Source organism: Celeribacter sp. SCSIO 80838, assembly GCF_056498065.1.
In genome coordinates, this window is record NZ_JAZKMA010000001.1 from 1,088,393 (window position 1) to 1,102,072 (window position 13,680).

A 13,680-nucleotide genomic window follows, 5' to 3' on the forward strand; every position below is an offset into this window, starting at 1 on the left:
GTGAAAGCGGCGGAAACGCGCAGGAACTCGCCGATCCGTGATCCTGCCCGACTTGGAAGCGGCGGATGCGCAGGGTATAGGCGGCGCCAGACTGCGAGGAGAGTGACATGGTCTCGGTGATGGGCCCGGTGGGAACGGTTGCGAAAATGGTGATGGGGGCGGGGTTGATGCTCGGCCTTGCGGGCTGCGAGATGGACATGGCCGCGACGGGCACTTCCGTAGACCCGGCCCACCGCCCGGTGCGCGCCGTCACCCTTCCGATTAGCGGGGTGAGCGTTGCGGGGCCCTCGGGCTATTGTGTCGATCCGGTCTCGGTGCGCGACAACGCCAAGGGCAGCTTTGCACTTCTGGGCAATTGTAACGGTCTGAGCGGGCGCAACAACCCGGCGCTCAAGGGCAAGACGGCCGTCCTGACCCTCTCGGTTGCTACGCCGATGACGGAGACGGAAGAGTTCGATCCGCCGAGTTACGAGGCCTATTTCGCTTCCGAAACCGGACGCCGCGCTTTGTCGCGTAGCGGCTCGGCCAAGACCGTAGAGTTGATCGAAAGTGAGGCGCGGGGGGGCATGGTGCTCCTGCATGTGCGTGACAGCGCGCCGATGACCCTGCGCGGGCAGGGGCGGGAATATTGGCGCGCGCTTTTCCTCCTGGACGGGCGCCTCGTCACCGCAACCGCCACGCCTTTTGCCGAAGCGCCGATGTCCGCCGTGCAGCTGCGTGCCCTGTTGGACCGGTTCGTCACGGAATTGAAACGTCGCAATCCGGCTTGAGCTCTGAAACTGTTGCGGAAATGGAACCAAAGCGCGGAATTTCTCCTCGTTTGTTGAGTGGAAACCATTGTCGGTCATAGTAAGACTCTGGAAGTGAAAGAAAAGGTTGCGCGATGCGGCGTCGACTCAGGCAGATGATCGAAAAGCGGATCAACGCGCTGGCCACACGGCGCTGGGCGCGACGTGCGACGATGGCCGATGACCTGTCGCTCCCGACGCTGCGCCGGTTGCGCGGTCAGGCGCGCGGGCTCAGATGGGAGATCGACCGCTTCCTTTTCGTGGCCGACGGGCGTCTTGCCCTGCCGCTGATTGGCTCGAACGCGATGCAATTGCCACTCTACACCGACTGGTCGCATCGGCCGGAGCTTTGGCGCGGTCCGATCCCGCTTAAGGGGGCCTCTGCCGTGCCGACGAAGGCGCTCATTGGCTCCGAGGCGACGCTTTATCACGACTGTCAGATCTCTGAGCTGACCTATCGTCAGGTGCGCAACACCTCCGAGGAGGACCTCGCGCCCTTCGGTCTGCGCCTCGATGTGTTCCGGTTCGACGGCTCCTTCCTGTCGCTTTCGGTCGAGCTGCCGGACGAGGCCTGTCATGGCCTCAGCAAACGCCATCTCGTGCGGATGGATTATTCCATTGATCTTGAAAAAGGCATCGAGATTTTCGCAAGGCTCAATGTGAAACACGGGCCCAATATGGAGCAGGTTGTGCGCGAACTGCCGCTGCATACCGACGAGGGCTATGTCGAATTCGATCTGGCCTATACGAAGCTCAATGAGAAACGGGTGGAAAAGCTCTGGATCGACCTGATTTTCGAAGGCCCTGAGATGAATCAGATCGTCCTGCGGGATCTGACTTGTTCGCGCCGTCCGCGCGCGGACCTTTGATGCCGATTTTGACGGAGAACGGACATGGATGAGGTGACACTGGTCAAGACGCGGCTCCAAGCGGGGATCTGGGAAGGCGAATTGCACGTGCCGGAGGCGGTCGGTGTGCTGCCCGAGATCGAGGTGACCTATCTCGACCAGCCGGTGCAGGGCCATACGCTGAGCGAGGATTCTGAGCGCGAAGGCGTCTGGTTCTTTCGGTTTGCCGTGCCCTCCGAACTGCTCAATGACGGGGTCCAGACCTTCGTCTTCTCCGACCGGGAGACCGGTCGGGTGCTCAATTCCCTGACCCTGATGGCGGGCGATGTTCTGGCCGAAGACATCCGTGCCGAGATGGATCTGTTGCGACAAGAACTCGATATGCTCAAACGCGCCTTCCGTCGCCATTGTATCGAGACCGGGTCCAACTGATCTGACGCGGCGTCTTGCGTGACATGTGGCTGCCCCTTGCGCATTTTGGCGCGCAAAGGGAGGCACATCACATGACCCACTATCCGCATCTTCTGGCGCCGCTCGATCTCGGCTTTACCACTCTGCGCAACCGGACCCTGATGGGGTCGATGCACACCGGGCTCGAAGAACGCGGCGACTGGGACGCGGTGGCCGAATTCTACGCCGCGCGCGCCCGTGGTGGGGCGGGGATCATCGTCACCGGAGGTATGGCCCCCAGTGTCGAAGGCGGCGTGTTCCCCGGTGCGGCGGGGCTGTTTACGGATCGGGATATCGCGAACCACCGGATGGTGACGTATCGCGTTCATGCCGAGGGCGGCAAAATCGCGATGCAGATTCTCAACGCCGGGCGCTATGCCTATGGTCCGAACTGTGTTGCCCCCTCTGCGATCAAATCGCCGATTTCGCCGTTCAAACCGACCGAGCTGGACGAGGCGGGGATCGAGAAACAGATTTCCGATTACGCGACCGCCGCCGCCCGCGCCAAAGAGGCGGGGTATGATGGCGTCGAGGTGATGGGGTCCGAGGGTTACCTGATCAACCAGTTCCTCGTCACCCATACGAACCGGCGTGAAGATCGCTGGGGTGGGTGCTATGAAAACCGGATGCGCTTTCCCATCGAAGTGGTGAAACGTGTGCGGGAGGCCGTCGGCCCCGATTTCATCGTGATCTATCGTATCTCGATGATCGATCTGGTGCCCAATGGCTCGACCTGGGAAGAGGTCGTGCTCCTCGCCAAAGAGATCGAGAAAGCGGGGGCCACGATTCTCAATACCGGCATCGGCTGGCACGAGGCCCGCGTGCCGACCATCGCCACCTCCGTTCCTCGCGCTGCCTTTGCCGAGGTTACAAAACGCATGATGGGGGAGGTTACGATTCCCGTCATTACGTCGAACCGCATTAACCATCCGCAGGTTGCCGAAGATGTGTTGGCCGAGGGCTGTGCCGACATGGTTTCCATGGCGCGGCCGTTCCTTGCCGATCCCGACTTTGTCGTCAAAGCCGCGGCTGGCAAGGCGAATGAGATCGCGCCCTGCATCGCCTGCAATCAGGCCTGTCTGGACCATACTTTCTCCGGCAAGCTGACCTCCTGTCTTGTCAATCCGCGCGCCTGCCATGAGACGGAACTGCGTTACGATCCGGCGGCAGGGGTGAAAACCGTTGCCGTGGTCGGGGCCGGTCCCGCTGGCCTCATGACGGCGCTCGTGGCAAGCCAACGCGGCCACAAAGTCACGCTGTTCGACAAGGCAAATGAACTCGGCGGTCAGCTCAACATGGCCAAGCAAGTGCCGGGCAAAGAAGAATTCTTCGGCCTTGTCGATTGGTTCAAAACCATGGTCAAAACCTCCGCCATTGACCTGCGGCTCGAAACGGAGGCGACGACCGATCTGCTTGCGCCGTTCGACGAGGTGGTGATCGCCACCGGCGTTTCCCCCCGCGATCCGGACATTCCCGGTCAACATGACTATGGCAACACCGTGAGCTATATCGACCTTCTCAAAGGCCGGGTCACCGCCGGTCCGCGCGCTGTGGTGATCGGCGCGGGGGGCATTGGTTTCGATGTCGCCGAATACCTGACAACCTCGGAAAGCCCGACGCTGAACCTGACGGATTGGAAAGCCGAATGGGGGATCACCGATCCTGTGCAGGATCGTGGCGGCCTCTCGCCCGACGGTCCCAAACCCGACGCGCCCCTGCGCGAGGTGACGCTGCTTCAGCGCAAGGCAGAAAAGCCCGGCAAGCGGCTTGGTAAGACCACCGGTTGGATTCATCGCGCCACGCTTCAGATGAAAGGCGTGAAAATGATGGGCGGCGTCTCTTACGACCGGATCGTGCCGGGGGGGCTCTGGATCACCAAGGACGATACGCCGCAACTGATCGAGGCCGAGACCATCGTGCTCTGCGCCGGGCAGGTCTCGGAGCGCAGCCTCGCAGAAGCACTCGAAGCACAAGGCAAACCCTGCCATGTCATTGGGGGCGCCGATGTGGCCGCGGAACTCGACGCCAAACGCGCCATAGATCAGGGCGCGCGCCTCGCCGCCTCGCTCTAACCCGTTTCCTTTGTTGCAAAAATACTCCCGCCGGAGGCCTTCTTCGGCGGGGAAAGCGCACCGTCTCCCGATTGTTTCCGCGTTTCCGGACCCAAAACGATCACCGAGAGACCACGCTATTGTCCCCCATCTTCCCCATTCTTGCCCGATTTCGGAGGGATAACCCTTTCCCTAGGGGCCAAGATTTGTAGGTAAGATTAAATGGACCGACTGACGGAAATGGAAGCCTTTGCCACGGTTGTGGATCAGGGCGGTTTCACGGATGCAGCCAAGAAGATGGGGATTTCCAAGTCCGCCGTTTCCAAACATGTCTCTGCGCTTGAAGCCCGGTTGGGTGCTCGTTTGCTGAACCGCACCACCCGCCGTGTGTCCCCGACCGAGATCGGTCTTGCCTATTACGATCGCGCGCGCCGGGTGCTGAACGATGCCGGAGAGGCCGACGCGCTGGTGACCTCGATGCAATCTGCGCCCTCGGGCCTGTTGCGCATCTCTGTGGCCACAGATTTCGGTGTCAATCATCTCTCCCCTGTGCTGGGCGATTTCCTGTCCGAATTCCCGGACATTCAGGTCAACATGGTGCTGAACAACCGTTACGTCGAACTGATCTCCGAAGGCTTCGATATGGCCGTGCGCATCGGCGAGCTGGAAGACAGCACGCTGCGCGCCCGTAAGCTCACCGAGACCACCAAGCGCATGGTCGGCGCGCCTGCCTATTTCGAGAAATACGGCCGTCCGCAGAAGATCGACGATCTGAACGAGCACAAGCTCCTGCATTATTCCAATCAGGCCAATGGCGCCGTCTGGAAACTCACCGCCCCCTCGGGCGAAAAACGTCAGATTCGCACGGCGGGCTGGTTGACGGTGAACGATGGGCAGTCGCTGCTCAACGCCTGTATCTCCGGCCTCGGTATCGCCTATCTGCCGTCGTTTCTCTATGCGGACGCGATGGAAAAGGGCCTGATCGAGGAGGCGATCCCCGAATTGCCGCCGGAAACCCAAGGGATTTACGCCGTCTATCCGCCGGGCCGGTTCACCCAGCCGAAGGTGCGCGCCTTCATCGATTTCCTTGTTCATGCCTTTGCCGATAAAGGCCCGGACAAGTGGTAAACTGACTTCTCGTGGAAGAGAGGAGCGGAAGCTCTTACTGGGTCGAGGCGATCACCGCTTCGACCCTTCTGTTTTTCTCGCGCCCCTCTTCCGTCGCATTGGAGGTGCGCGGCGCAAGATAGCCGATGCCCTCCGCCGCGATCTGGCCGGGGGCGATGTCATAGAGTTGGATCAGCCGTTGCCGCACCGCTTCAGCGCGTTTGCGCGACAGGGCGGTGTTGCCCTCCAGCCCGCCGACAGTGTCGGTATGCCCGACGAGGGCGATACGCACTTCGGGGTGCGTTTTGAGATAGTCCGCGAGCCGCCGAAGTGAGGCGAAGGGGCCTTCGCCGAGATTGGACGCGCCAGTTTCAAAGATCAGGTCTTCCAAAACCACCCGGCCACGCGTCTTTAAGCGCTCGATCAGATCTTCGCTTTGAGGCGGTGCAGTGGTCCCTGATGTTGAAGGGGTTCGGAGCTCCACCTCGGGCGCATCGGATGGCGAGACCTTGCTGATCTGGAGATAACCCGCATCCCGCGCTTTGCTGCTCAGGGCGGAGACAAACCGCCCGTCCGGGTGTGCGGCCAGAAGATACTGAAAATCGCCGAGGTTCACGTGCATCGCGGGTTCCGGCAGAAGGTCGAGAAGATAGCGGAAATCGAACCCTCCACAGACCGTGTCGGCGCAGGCATAGAGCGTTGTAAATCCGTCCTGTTCAAGCTGCGTGCGCAGCGGTTCGATCATCTGGTAACTGGTCAGCGAGGTGCCGTTGAGCTTGTAGGCCACCTGTTCGATATCGCCCTCGGCCATGATCCGGGGCGTTTCCTCGCCCTGAAACGCGCCGCTGGGAAAGGGCTGGGCGGAGGCCAATTCCTCGCGCCGATCCGTCTCATTTGCCGCACCGGGCAGGTCGAGCGCCCATGCGCCGCTGGCAAGGGTGAGGAGAAAGGCGAAGGAAATCGGACGGATCATTGGACCTCGGACAGGGGTTTCGTGCGGTAGTGGTACTGTCCCGCTTCCTGCATTCCAAGCGAAGAATAGAGCGCCTGAGCACTCGTATTCGCACGGGTGACCTGAAGCGCGAGGCTGTTTGCACCCTGCGCACGCGCCCAATCGGCCGCGAGCGCCATCATCGCCCGGGCCAGGCCCTGACGGCGGTGTGCAGCAAAGGTTTCAAGCGCATGAAGGGCTGCGATCCCCTCATGGATTGCAACGAATCCGCTGCCCGCAGGTGTGTCGCCCAACCGTCCGAGCAGGGCGCATTTGGGGTCGGGGGCGCGTTCCATGACGGCAAGGCGTTCTGGGCCGATACCGCCCTCGGCCCAGATTTCCCGTTGGATTGCCACGGGGGGCCAGCAGGCATAGCCGCTTTTCGGGTTCGACGCGGGAAAGGTTTCCAGCGGGGCGATCAGGCAGGCGACCGGATCGAACATGCGATAACCGCGTGTTGCCAGTTCCGCATCAAATGCTTCTTCGCCACTGCGAATCTGAAACAGCGCGTCCCGCCCATCCGCTGCGAAACGCGCCTCAAGGGCGGCGAGCGTTTCGGGCGTATACGCGCCCTCCAAAGTCGCCGCCGACACCCGACTGCCGCCTCCCGCGCCATTGCGATAGGTGAACGGACCAAAGGACTTGCGCGTCAAAGGCGGCCATGTGGCCTCGAAAGCGGCAAAGAGGGCAGCGGGATCGGCCATCAGGCGTCGACGGGGAACAGCGCGGCAAGCTCAAGAAGCGCAGCTTCGATCTCCACCCCATCCTGTCCGCGGATCACGATATTGGTGCCAAAGGCGCCGTTGCGGTTGAACGGGTAGGAGCCCATAGAAAGATCGGGATATTTCTTCGCCAGCATGCCAAGCGGTTCGGCCACGGCGCTTTCCGGGCGGTCGATGCGATAGCTTTGCGACAGAAGCGGTTTACCGCCGGTGAGCGTCGGCAAAAGCCCCGCCACCATCGCCTCGAAAATATTCGGCACCCCGGCCATGACATGTACGTTTTCGACCGAAAAACCGGGCGCAATCGACACCGGGTTCTCAATCAGCGTCGCACTGTCGGGAATGCGGGCCATGCGCATGCGGGCCTCGTTGAACTCGACGCCACGCCCCTCGTAATGCGCGGTCAAAAGCGCGCGGGCATCGTCGCGGATGTCGATATGGAGGCCAAAGGCCTCGGCAATGCAATCGGCGGTGATGTCGTCATGGGTCGGTCCGATGCCGCCGGAGGTGAACACATGGGTGTATTTGCCCGCAAGCTCGCGTACCGTCGCGACGATCATCGGCGCATCGTCCGGCACCACCCGCGCCTCCTTGAGATCAATCCCCACGCGCGTCAACTCGCCCGCGAGGTGATACATGTTGGCATCCCGGGTGCGACCGGAGAGGATCTCGTCCCCGATGATCAGAATGGCGGCGGTGGGGTTGGCGGTGCGGGTCATCTCGGTCTCCTTGAGACTGTTTCCCAAACGGTATAGGCCTCTGACCATGCGCTTTCAATCGGACCTAATCCCCGCCACGCTTTTGCGTCGGTACAAACGCTTCCTCGCTGACATCCGTCTGCCGGACGGGCGCGAGGTCACGGCGCATTGTCCGAACCCCGGCTCGATGATGGGGCTGGCGGAGGAAGGCACGCGCGTTTGGGTCGAACCGAATGACGATCCGAAGAAAAAGCTCAAATACGGGCTGCGTCTTGTTGAATTGCCCGGCGCGATGGTGGTTGTGGACACCGGGATCGCGAACCGTGTGGTGAAGGAAGCTTTGACGGCAGGGCAGGTGCCCGGCCTCGAAGGCGAGGTGCGGGCCGAGGTGAAATACGGCGAAAACTCGCGTGCCGATTTCTTGGTGTCTCAAGGCGGGCGGAACATCTGGGTCGAGGTGAAATCTGTGACCCTGTCGCGTGAACCGGGCCTTGCCGAATTTCCCGATGCTAGAACCGCGCGCGGGGCGAAACATCTGGGCGAGCTTGCCGCGCGGGTGGCCGAGGGCGACCGGGCCGTGATGCTCTATCTGGTGTCTCGCGACGATTGCACATGTTTCGCTCCCGCCGCCGACATCGACCCGGCCTATGCCGAGGCGGAGCGCATGGCAAAGGCGGCGGGGGTCGAGGTCATGATATTTCCGATCCGGGCGACATCCGAGGCGGTGACTTTCGACGCAACCCCTGTGCGCGCGCTTTAGCCCTCCGGTACTGGCCCTTTCGCCTCGAAGGGCTTATATGAGCCGAATTAGACAAAGGAGTTGGACCCTTGGACGAGACGCATCGCGGCCGCATCACCAAAGACGGAATTCGCATCTACGAGGACGCCGATTATGCCGGTATGCTCGCGGCCGGGCAGGTCGCGGCGCAAATTCTCGACGAGGTGGCCCCGCTCGTGGTGCCGGGTGTGTCGACCGAAGAACTCGACGCTTTCATTGAGCGCCGTGTGGTGGAACTGGGCACGACCTCGGCGACCATCGGCTACAAGGGGTACAAACACGCCTCCTGCATTTCCGTGAACCATGTCGTCTGTCACGGCATTCCGGGTCACAAGACGCTCAAGGATGGCGACATCCTCAACATTGACGTGACGGTGATCAAGGACGGCTGGTTTGGCGACACTTCGCGCATGTATGTCGCGGGCAAGCTGTCGCGCAAGGCGGAGCGGTTGTTGCAGGTGACCTATGACAGCCTGATGATCGGCATCGAAGCGGTGAAGCCGGGCAACACCTTTGGCGACATCGGTCACGCGATCCAGACCTATGTCGAAGGCCACCGTATGTCGGTGGTGCGCGATTTCTGCGGTCACGGGTTGGGGCGGGTGTTCCACGCGCCGCCGAACGTGCTGCATTACGGCCGTCCGGGCTCCGGGCCGGTGCTCGAGGAGGGTATGTTCTTTACCATCGAGCCGATGGTGAACCTTGGCCGCCCCGAGACCAAGGTACTGTCGGACGACTGGACCGCCGTGACGCGGGACAAATCGCTCTCCGCGCAATACGAACATTCCATCGGCGTGACGGCCACAGGATGCGAGATTTTCACCCTCTCTCCGGGCAACCTGTTCCACCCGACCTACAAGGTCTGAGGCGCGAAACACCGGGTTTGGGTCACTTTATGAAAGGGCGGGGATTTTCTCGCCCTTTCCTTTTTTATTGGAATTACAATCGACTGACCGGATGGTCAGATAAAAGAACGGTGCTGGCTGTTGCGCATGGCGGGGCGCTGACATAGCAAATCTCCACGTCATCAAGGCCGCGGCCCGACCGGGCCGCACTCACAGCCCGAAGGAGGCTTGCCCATGAACCCCCTTTTGAAATCCGCCGCACTCGCGGCTCTTGTGTCTGTCACCGGGACGCTCTCGGCGGCCGCACAGGAGGTTACGCTCCGGTTCCAGCATTTCGTGTCCCCGCAAGCCGGTTCCGCGACCTATTTCATGGAGCCATGGGCGCGCAAGGTCGAGAAAGACAGCGGCGGCCGCATCAAGGTCGAGATCTACCCGTTGATGCAACTCGGTGGCAAAGCTGCGGACCAGTACGACCTGATCCGTGACGGTGCGGTTGATGGCGGTTGGATCATCCCGGGCTATCAGCCGGGCCGTTTCCCGGAGACCGAGGCGATCGAACTGCCGTTCCTCTCGTTGAAGTCGGCGGAACTTTCCTCGATGGCGGCCTGGGAATTCACCCAGGAGCACCTTTTGGACGATTTCGCGGACATTCACATCATCGCGGCGCATGCCCATGGTGAGGGGCTGGTTCACAAGAAAGGCGACCCGATCCGCAAGGCCGAGGATTTCAAAGGGCTGAAACTCCGTGCGCCGACCCGGACCTCGACTCTTCTTCTGGAAAAACTGGGCGCGACGCCTGTGGGCCTGCCGTCTCCGGCCTTCCCGGAAGCGCTCTCCAAAGGCGTGATCGACGGTGGGATCATCACATTCGCCATGTCGCCCTCGCTCAAACTCGACGAGTTGGCCGATGCGGAAACCGATGTGGCGGGGGACCGGTCGTTCTACAACCTCTATTTCCTCTGGGCGATGAACAAGGCGAAATACGACAGCCTGCCGGACGATCTGAAAGAGGTGATCGACCGCAACTCGGGCCTCATGGCGTCGCGCTGGTCCGGTGTGGCCTATGACATGGGCGACGAAGACGGGGTGAAGGTCATCGCCGCGAGCGGCAATGCCGTCAACGTGATGAGCGAAGAAGAAACCGCCAAAATCACCGCTTTGGGCGATGAGGTCGTCGCCGATTGGGTCGCAGAGATGGACGAAAAAGGTTACGACGGCGAAAAGCTCGTGGCCGATGTCGAGGCGGCGATGGAGCACGCTTATGACGCGGCGCCCTGGGTCGATGCCCATGGTGCGGCTTACAAGATCGCGACCGAGTGATTTCTGTGATCATTTGAGAAAAGGCCGCTCTGGGGCGGCCTTTTTTTGAGTATTTGATCGCAAAGGAGACTTAGAGCCCGAGCCTTGCAGGCAGGTCCGACATATCGGAGAGGTGTTCTGCCCCCTCTGCGATCAGGCGCGCGCCATCGCCGTGGCGGTCGAAGCCAAAGCACCGCATTCCGGCCCGGCGCGCCGCGATACAGCCCGAAGGGCTGTCGTCGATCACGACACAGTCTTCCGGCACAACCCCGAGCTGTTCGGCTGCGATCAGGAACAGACCCGGTTCGGGTTTGGCCGTGCCATGGGTATGGGCGGAATGGATGCGGCCCTTGAGGCGCGCGAAGACATCCGGGTACGCGCCGAGCGTCACATCCATCTTCTCCATCGGCCCGTTGGAGCCGACCGCATAGGGAATGCCCGCCGCGTCGAGCGCATCGAAGGCGGCTTCTATGCCGGGGATCAAAGGCACGCCCGCGCGCAGCATGTCGAAAACGCGGGGATAGACATCCTCCACCCAATTCTCGGGCAGATCGGCCCCGGCGGCCCGCGCCCGTTCGCCGACACGCGCCATGGTGCCGCCGACATATTGGGTTTCGAGATCGTGGAGCGAGACCTTGAGACCAAACTCTGCGAATTCCTGTTGCAGGAAGGCGAGCAAAGGCGGTTCGCTGTCGACGATCACCCCGTCACAATCGAAGATTACGGCTTTGGGTGTCATGCGGGCTCCAGAAAGTTGATTTTCGTATCGCCATATTTGCGCGTGTCGAGAAGGATCAAACCTTCGGGTGGCGTGATGGCGGCGCTGTCTTCCCAGACGACGAGCGCGCGTTTGGTCAGCCAATTGCCTGCGAGTGCGGCCGCAATCGCCAGTTCGCCCAGCCCCTTGGCATAGGGCGGATCGAGGAAGATCAGATCATACGGCTCGGACGGGTTCATTGGCAGACGCGTCGCATCCATGCGCATGAGCGTACAGTGCTCCTCCGCCCGGCATTTCTTGATGTTCTCCGAAATCAGCCCCTGCGCCTTGCGCCCGTCATCGACGAAGGTGACGCATTCGGCGCCGCGCGACAGGGCCTCAAGCCCCAACGCGCCGGTGCCTGCAAACAGGTCGAGCACGCGGGCGTCTTCAACGGCATCGCCATATTTCCCGGCGGTCAGAACGGAAAACAGGCTCTCGCGCACCCGGTCGGTGGTCGGGCGCAAATGCGCGGCCTCGTCGCCCTTGCCAACGGCCGCCAGAGCCAATCCGCGAAACTGTCCGGCAATGATCCGCATCAGCCGCGCATCAGCTCTTTGAGATCGGTGGCGGGATCGGCCACCTTGTCGGGGTCGGCGTTTTTGCCGCCCTCGATCAGCCGTTTCGCTACCATATAGCCGCGCGGATCGTTCATCGCGTCGATTGCGATGAGCTGTCCGTCCTTGTAATACCAATGCGAATGCGTGCCCGCGCCTTCGCGGATCACAACCCGGTCGTGGCCTGTGGACAGCCCCGCGATCTGAAGTTTGACGTCATATTGATCCGACCAGAACCAGGGTTTCGGCAGATAGGTCACATCCTGACCCAGCATGTTTTTCGCGACCACCTCGCCCTGATCAATCGCATTGCCGACGGATTCGAGCCGGATTTGCGCCCCCTCATGCGGGACCGAGGCGCAATCGCCCGCGGCGAAAATATCGGGGTCGGAGGTTGCGCCATGCAGATCGGTCTTGATGCCGTTCTCGATCACCAGCCCGGCCATTTCGGCAAGGTCCGTGCCGGGGAGGATGCCGACGCCGACGATGACGAAATCCACATCGAGCGTGGTGCCATCGGTCAATTCGGCGGCTTTCACTCGGCTATCCCCCGTGAGCTTCACAAGCCCCACGCCTTCGCGCAGATCGACGCCATGCGCGCGGTGCAGCGCCCGGAAATAGTCGGAGGTCTCTTTCGAGGCAACGCGCTGCAAAATCCGGTCGGCCATTTCGACGAGCGTGACCTTCAGCCTCTTCTTCGCCGCGACCGCTGCGGCCTCAAGCCCGATATACCCGCCGCCGACGATCAGAACGGATGCGCCTTCGCGGAACTCGGGCTCTATCGCATCGGCATCGGCCAGCGTGCGCATCGCATAGACGCCGCCCAAATTGCCGCCGATTGAGGCGGGCAAAAGGCGCGGTGCGGAGCCGGTGGTCAGCGCGAGCTTGTCATAGGACAGGGTTTCGTCGCCGATGCTGACGGTTTTCGCAACTGGGTCGATGCCGGTGACCTTGGTGCCGGTGCGCAGCGTAATATTTGCGTCGGCGTAATAGCTTTCGGGCCGCAAAAACATGCGATCCAGTTCCATTTCTCCCAAGAGATAGGCCTTGGACAGGGGCGGGCGCTGATAGGGCGGCACGGGTTCCTCGCCGATCAGAGTGATCTCTCCCTCGAAACCCTGCCCGCGCAGCGTGGTGACGATGCTTTGTCCGGCCTGTCCGGCACCGATAACGATGAAGTGGCTCATGATCTTTCCTCTGGTCGCGAAACGCCCCGACCCTATATCGTTGCAAGACAGAATGACAACGCACAGAGGATCATTACCATGACGATTTCGGTTGGAGACAGCCTGCCCGGCGGCAGCGTGCTCGAAATGACGGCGGAAGGACCCGCGCCCGTGGAGCTGGCGGACAAGTTCAAGGGGCGCAAGGTTGTGCTTTTTGGTCTGCCGGGGGCCTATACGGGCGTTTGCACCACGGCCCATGTGCCGAGCTTCATTCGCACCATGCCGAAGTTCAAGGACAAGGGCGTGGACGAGGTGATCTGCGTTTCCGTCAACGATCCGTTCGTGATGGGCGCCTGGGCCAAGGACACGGGCGCGGATGCGGCGGGGATCACCATGCTGGGCGATGCGGAGGCCGGATTTATCAAGGCGCTTGGCCTCGACTTTACCGCCCCTCCCGCAGGTCTGATCAACCGCTCGAAACGCTTCGCGCTTTATGCCGAAGACGGGGTTGTGAAGGTTCTCGAAGTTGAAACCAGCCCCGGTGAATGCACAATCTCGGCAGGCGAGTCGCTTGTCGAGAAAATCTGAAAAAGAACGCCCGGGAGTTGATCCCGGGCGTTTTC

At 61.6% G+C, this 13,680-nt stretch carries 15 protein-coding genes; 9 read left to right on the forward strand and 6 right to left on the reverse strand.

The features are described 5' to 3' along the window. The first annotated feature begins 107 nt into the window (after positions 1–107). The 5 genes from V1475_RS05290 to V1475_RS05310 all read left to right on the forward strand — a co-directional run bounded on the left by V1475_RS05290 (position 108) and on the right by V1475_RS05310 (position 5,265). On the forward strand, positions 108–770 hold the full coding sequence (locus V1475_RS05290) for a hypothetical protein (RefSeq protein ID WP_479411911.1): 663 nt from the start codon (positions 108–110) through the stop codon (positions 768–770). Positions 771–883: 113 nt separating this feature from the next. Then, a complete protein-coding gene (locus V1475_RS05295) occupies positions 884–1,657 on the forward strand; it encodes a DUF6478 family protein (RefSeq protein ID WP_434289505.1) in 774 nt (257 codons plus the stop codon). 24 nt (positions 1,658–1,681) lie between these two features. Next, entirely contained in the window at positions 1,682–2,068 is a 387-nt protein-coding gene (locus tag V1475_RS05300; RefSeq protein ID WP_479411912.1) for a hypothetical protein, read from the forward strand. Positions 2,069–2,139: 71 nt separating this feature from the next. Then, positions 2,140–4,158, forward strand: coding sequence for an FAD-dependent oxidoreductase (locus V1475_RS05305; RefSeq protein WP_479411913.1), 2,019 nt, complete (start codon positions 2,140–2,142; stop codon positions 4,156–4,158). Between the two features lie 201 nt (positions 4,159–4,359). Further along, a complete protein-coding gene (locus tag V1475_RS05310) occupies positions 4,360–5,265 on the forward strand; it encodes a LysR family transcriptional regulator (RefSeq protein ID WP_434289499.1) in 906 nt (301 codons plus the stop codon). A 34-nt stretch (positions 5,266–5,299) separates the two neighbouring features. Here the strand turns inward: V1475_RS05310 and V1475_RS05315 are convergent, their stop codons facing one another. Genes V1475_RS05315 through V1475_RS05325 form a run of 3 tightly spaced genes read right to left on the reverse strand, consistent with a single transcriptional unit; the run spans position 5,300 to position 7,676 of the window. After that, a complete protein-coding gene (locus V1475_RS05315) occupies positions 5,300–6,217 on the reverse strand; it encodes an OmpA family protein (protein WP_479411914.1) in 918 nt (305 codons plus the stop codon). Then, positions 6,214–6,939, reverse strand: a complete 726-nt coding sequence (locus V1475_RS05320; protein WP_479411915.1) for a GNAT family N-acetyltransferase — start codon at positions 6,937–6,939, stop codon at positions 6,214–6,216. Before V1475_RS05320 ends, V1475_RS05315 begins: the two co-directional genes overlap by 4 nt. After that, complete coding sequence (locus V1475_RS05325; RefSeq protein ID WP_479411916.1) at positions 6,939–7,676, reverse strand: competence/damage-inducible protein A; 738 nt, start codon at positions 7,674–7,676, stop codon at positions 6,939–6,941. Before V1475_RS05325 ends, V1475_RS05320 begins: the two co-directional genes overlap by 1 nt. A 46-nt stretch (positions 7,677–7,722) precedes the next feature. Between V1475_RS05325 and sfsA the strand changes: the two genes are divergently transcribed. The 3 genes from sfsA to V1475_RS05340 all read left to right on the forward strand — a co-directional run bounded on the left by sfsA (position 7,723) and on the right by V1475_RS05340 (position 10,598). Next, a complete protein-coding gene (sfsA, locus tag V1475_RS05330) occupies positions 7,723–8,415 on the forward strand; it encodes a DNA/RNA nuclease SfsA (protein WP_479411917.1) in 693 nt (230 codons plus the stop codon). 68 nt (positions 8,416–8,483) lie between these two features. Continuing rightward, complete coding sequence (gene map / locus V1475_RS05335; protein ID WP_434289490.1) at positions 8,484–9,299, forward strand: type I methionyl aminopeptidase; 816 nt, start codon at positions 8,484–8,486, stop codon at positions 9,297–9,299. 213 nt (positions 9,300–9,512) lie between these two features. Beyond that, the gene (locus tag V1475_RS05340; RefSeq protein WP_479411918.1) at positions 9,513–10,598 is read left to right on the forward strand and encodes a TRAP transporter substrate-binding protein; all 1,086 of its coding nucleotides are present in this window, start codon (positions 9,513–9,515) and stop codon (positions 10,596–10,598) included. Between the two features lie 70 nt (positions 10,599–10,668). Here the strand turns inward: V1475_RS05340 and V1475_RS05345 are convergent, their stop codons facing one another. Genes V1475_RS05345 through V1475_RS05355 form a run of 3 tightly spaced genes read right to left on the reverse strand, consistent with a single transcriptional unit; the run spans position 10,669 to position 13,078 of the window. After that, a complete protein-coding gene (locus V1475_RS05345) occupies positions 10,669–11,316 on the reverse strand; it encodes an HAD family hydrolase (protein ID WP_479411919.1) in 648 nt (215 codons plus the stop codon). Then, the gene (gene rsmD, locus V1475_RS05350; RefSeq protein WP_479411920.1) at positions 11,313–11,873 is read right to left on the reverse strand and encodes a 16S rRNA (guanine(966)-N(2))-methyltransferase RsmD; all 561 of its coding nucleotides are present in this window, start codon (positions 11,871–11,873) and stop codon (positions 11,313–11,315) included. Before rsmD ends, V1475_RS05345 begins: the two co-directional genes overlap by 4 nt. After that, the gene (locus V1475_RS05355) at positions 11,873–13,078 is read right to left on the reverse strand and encodes an NAD(P)/FAD-dependent oxidoreductase (protein WP_479411921.1); all 1,206 of its coding nucleotides are present in this window, start codon (positions 13,076–13,078) and stop codon (positions 11,873–11,875) included. Before V1475_RS05355 ends, rsmD begins: the two co-directional genes overlap by 1 nt. A 78-nt stretch (positions 13,079–13,156) precedes the next feature. Between V1475_RS05355 and V1475_RS05360 the strand changes: the two genes are divergently transcribed. Further along, positions 13,157–13,645 carry a redoxin family protein gene (locus tag V1475_RS05360; protein ID WP_479411922.1) on the forward strand — a complete coding sequence of 163 codons (489 nt, stop codon included), beginning with the start codon at positions 13,157–13,159 and terminating at the stop codon, positions 13,643–13,645. The last annotated feature ends 35 nt before the right edge of the window (positions 13,646–13,680 follow it).

Excerpts from the sequence above, each read along its gene's own strand:
- V1475_RS05290 (WP_479411911.1), top strand. The coding sequence starts at position 108 with ATGGTCTCGGTGATGGGCCCGGTGGGAACGGTTGCGAAAATGGTGATG.
- V1475_RS05295 (WP_434289505.1), top strand. The coding sequence starts at position 884 with ATGCGGCGTCGACTCAGGCAGATGATCGAAAAGCGGATCAACGCGCTG.
- V1475_RS05300 (WP_479411912.1), top strand. The coding sequence starts at position 1,682 with ATGGATGAGGTGACACTGGTCAAGACGCGGCTCCAAGCGGGGATCTGG.
- V1475_RS05305 (WP_479411913.1), top strand. The coding sequence starts at position 2,140 with ATGACCCACTATCCGCATCTTCTGGCGCCGCTCGATCTCGGCTTTACC.
- V1475_RS05310 (WP_434289499.1), top strand. The coding sequence starts at position 4,360 with ATGGACCGACTGACGGAAATGGAAGCCTTTGCCACGGTTGTGGATCAG.
- V1475_RS05315 (WP_479411914.1), bottom strand. The coding sequence starts at position 6,217 with ATGATCCGTCCGATTTCCTTCGCCTTTCTCCTCACCCTTGCCAGCGGC.
- V1475_RS05320 (WP_479411915.1), bottom strand. The coding sequence starts at position 6,939 with ATGGCCGATCCCGCTGCCCTCTTTGCCGCTTTCGAGGCCACATGGCCG.
- V1475_RS05325 (WP_479411916.1), bottom strand. The coding sequence starts at position 7,676 with ATGACCCGCACCGCCAACCCCACCGCCGCCATTCTGATCATCGGGGAC.
- sfsA (WP_479411917.1), top strand. The coding sequence starts at position 7,723 with ATGCGCTTTCAATCGGACCTAATCCCCGCCACGCTTTTGCGTCGGTAC.
- V1475_RS05340 (WP_479411918.1), top strand. The coding sequence starts at position 9,513 with ATGAACCCCCTTTTGAAATCCGCCGCACTCGCGGCTCTTGTGTCTGTC.
- V1475_RS05345 (WP_479411919.1), bottom strand. The coding sequence starts at position 11,316 with ATGACACCCAAAGCCGTAATCTTCGATTGTGACGGGGTGATCGTCGAC.
- rsmD (WP_479411920.1), bottom strand. The coding sequence starts at position 11,873 with ATGCGGATCATTGCCGGACAGTTTCGCGGATTGGCTCTGGCGGCCGTT.
- V1475_RS05355 (WP_479411921.1), bottom strand. The coding sequence starts at position 13,078 with ATGAGCCACTTCATCGTTATCGGTGCCGGACAGGCCGGACAAAGCATC.
- V1475_RS05360 (WP_479411922.1), top strand. The coding sequence starts at position 13,157 with ATGACGATTTCGGTTGGAGACAGCCTGCCCGGCGGCAGCGTGCTCGAA.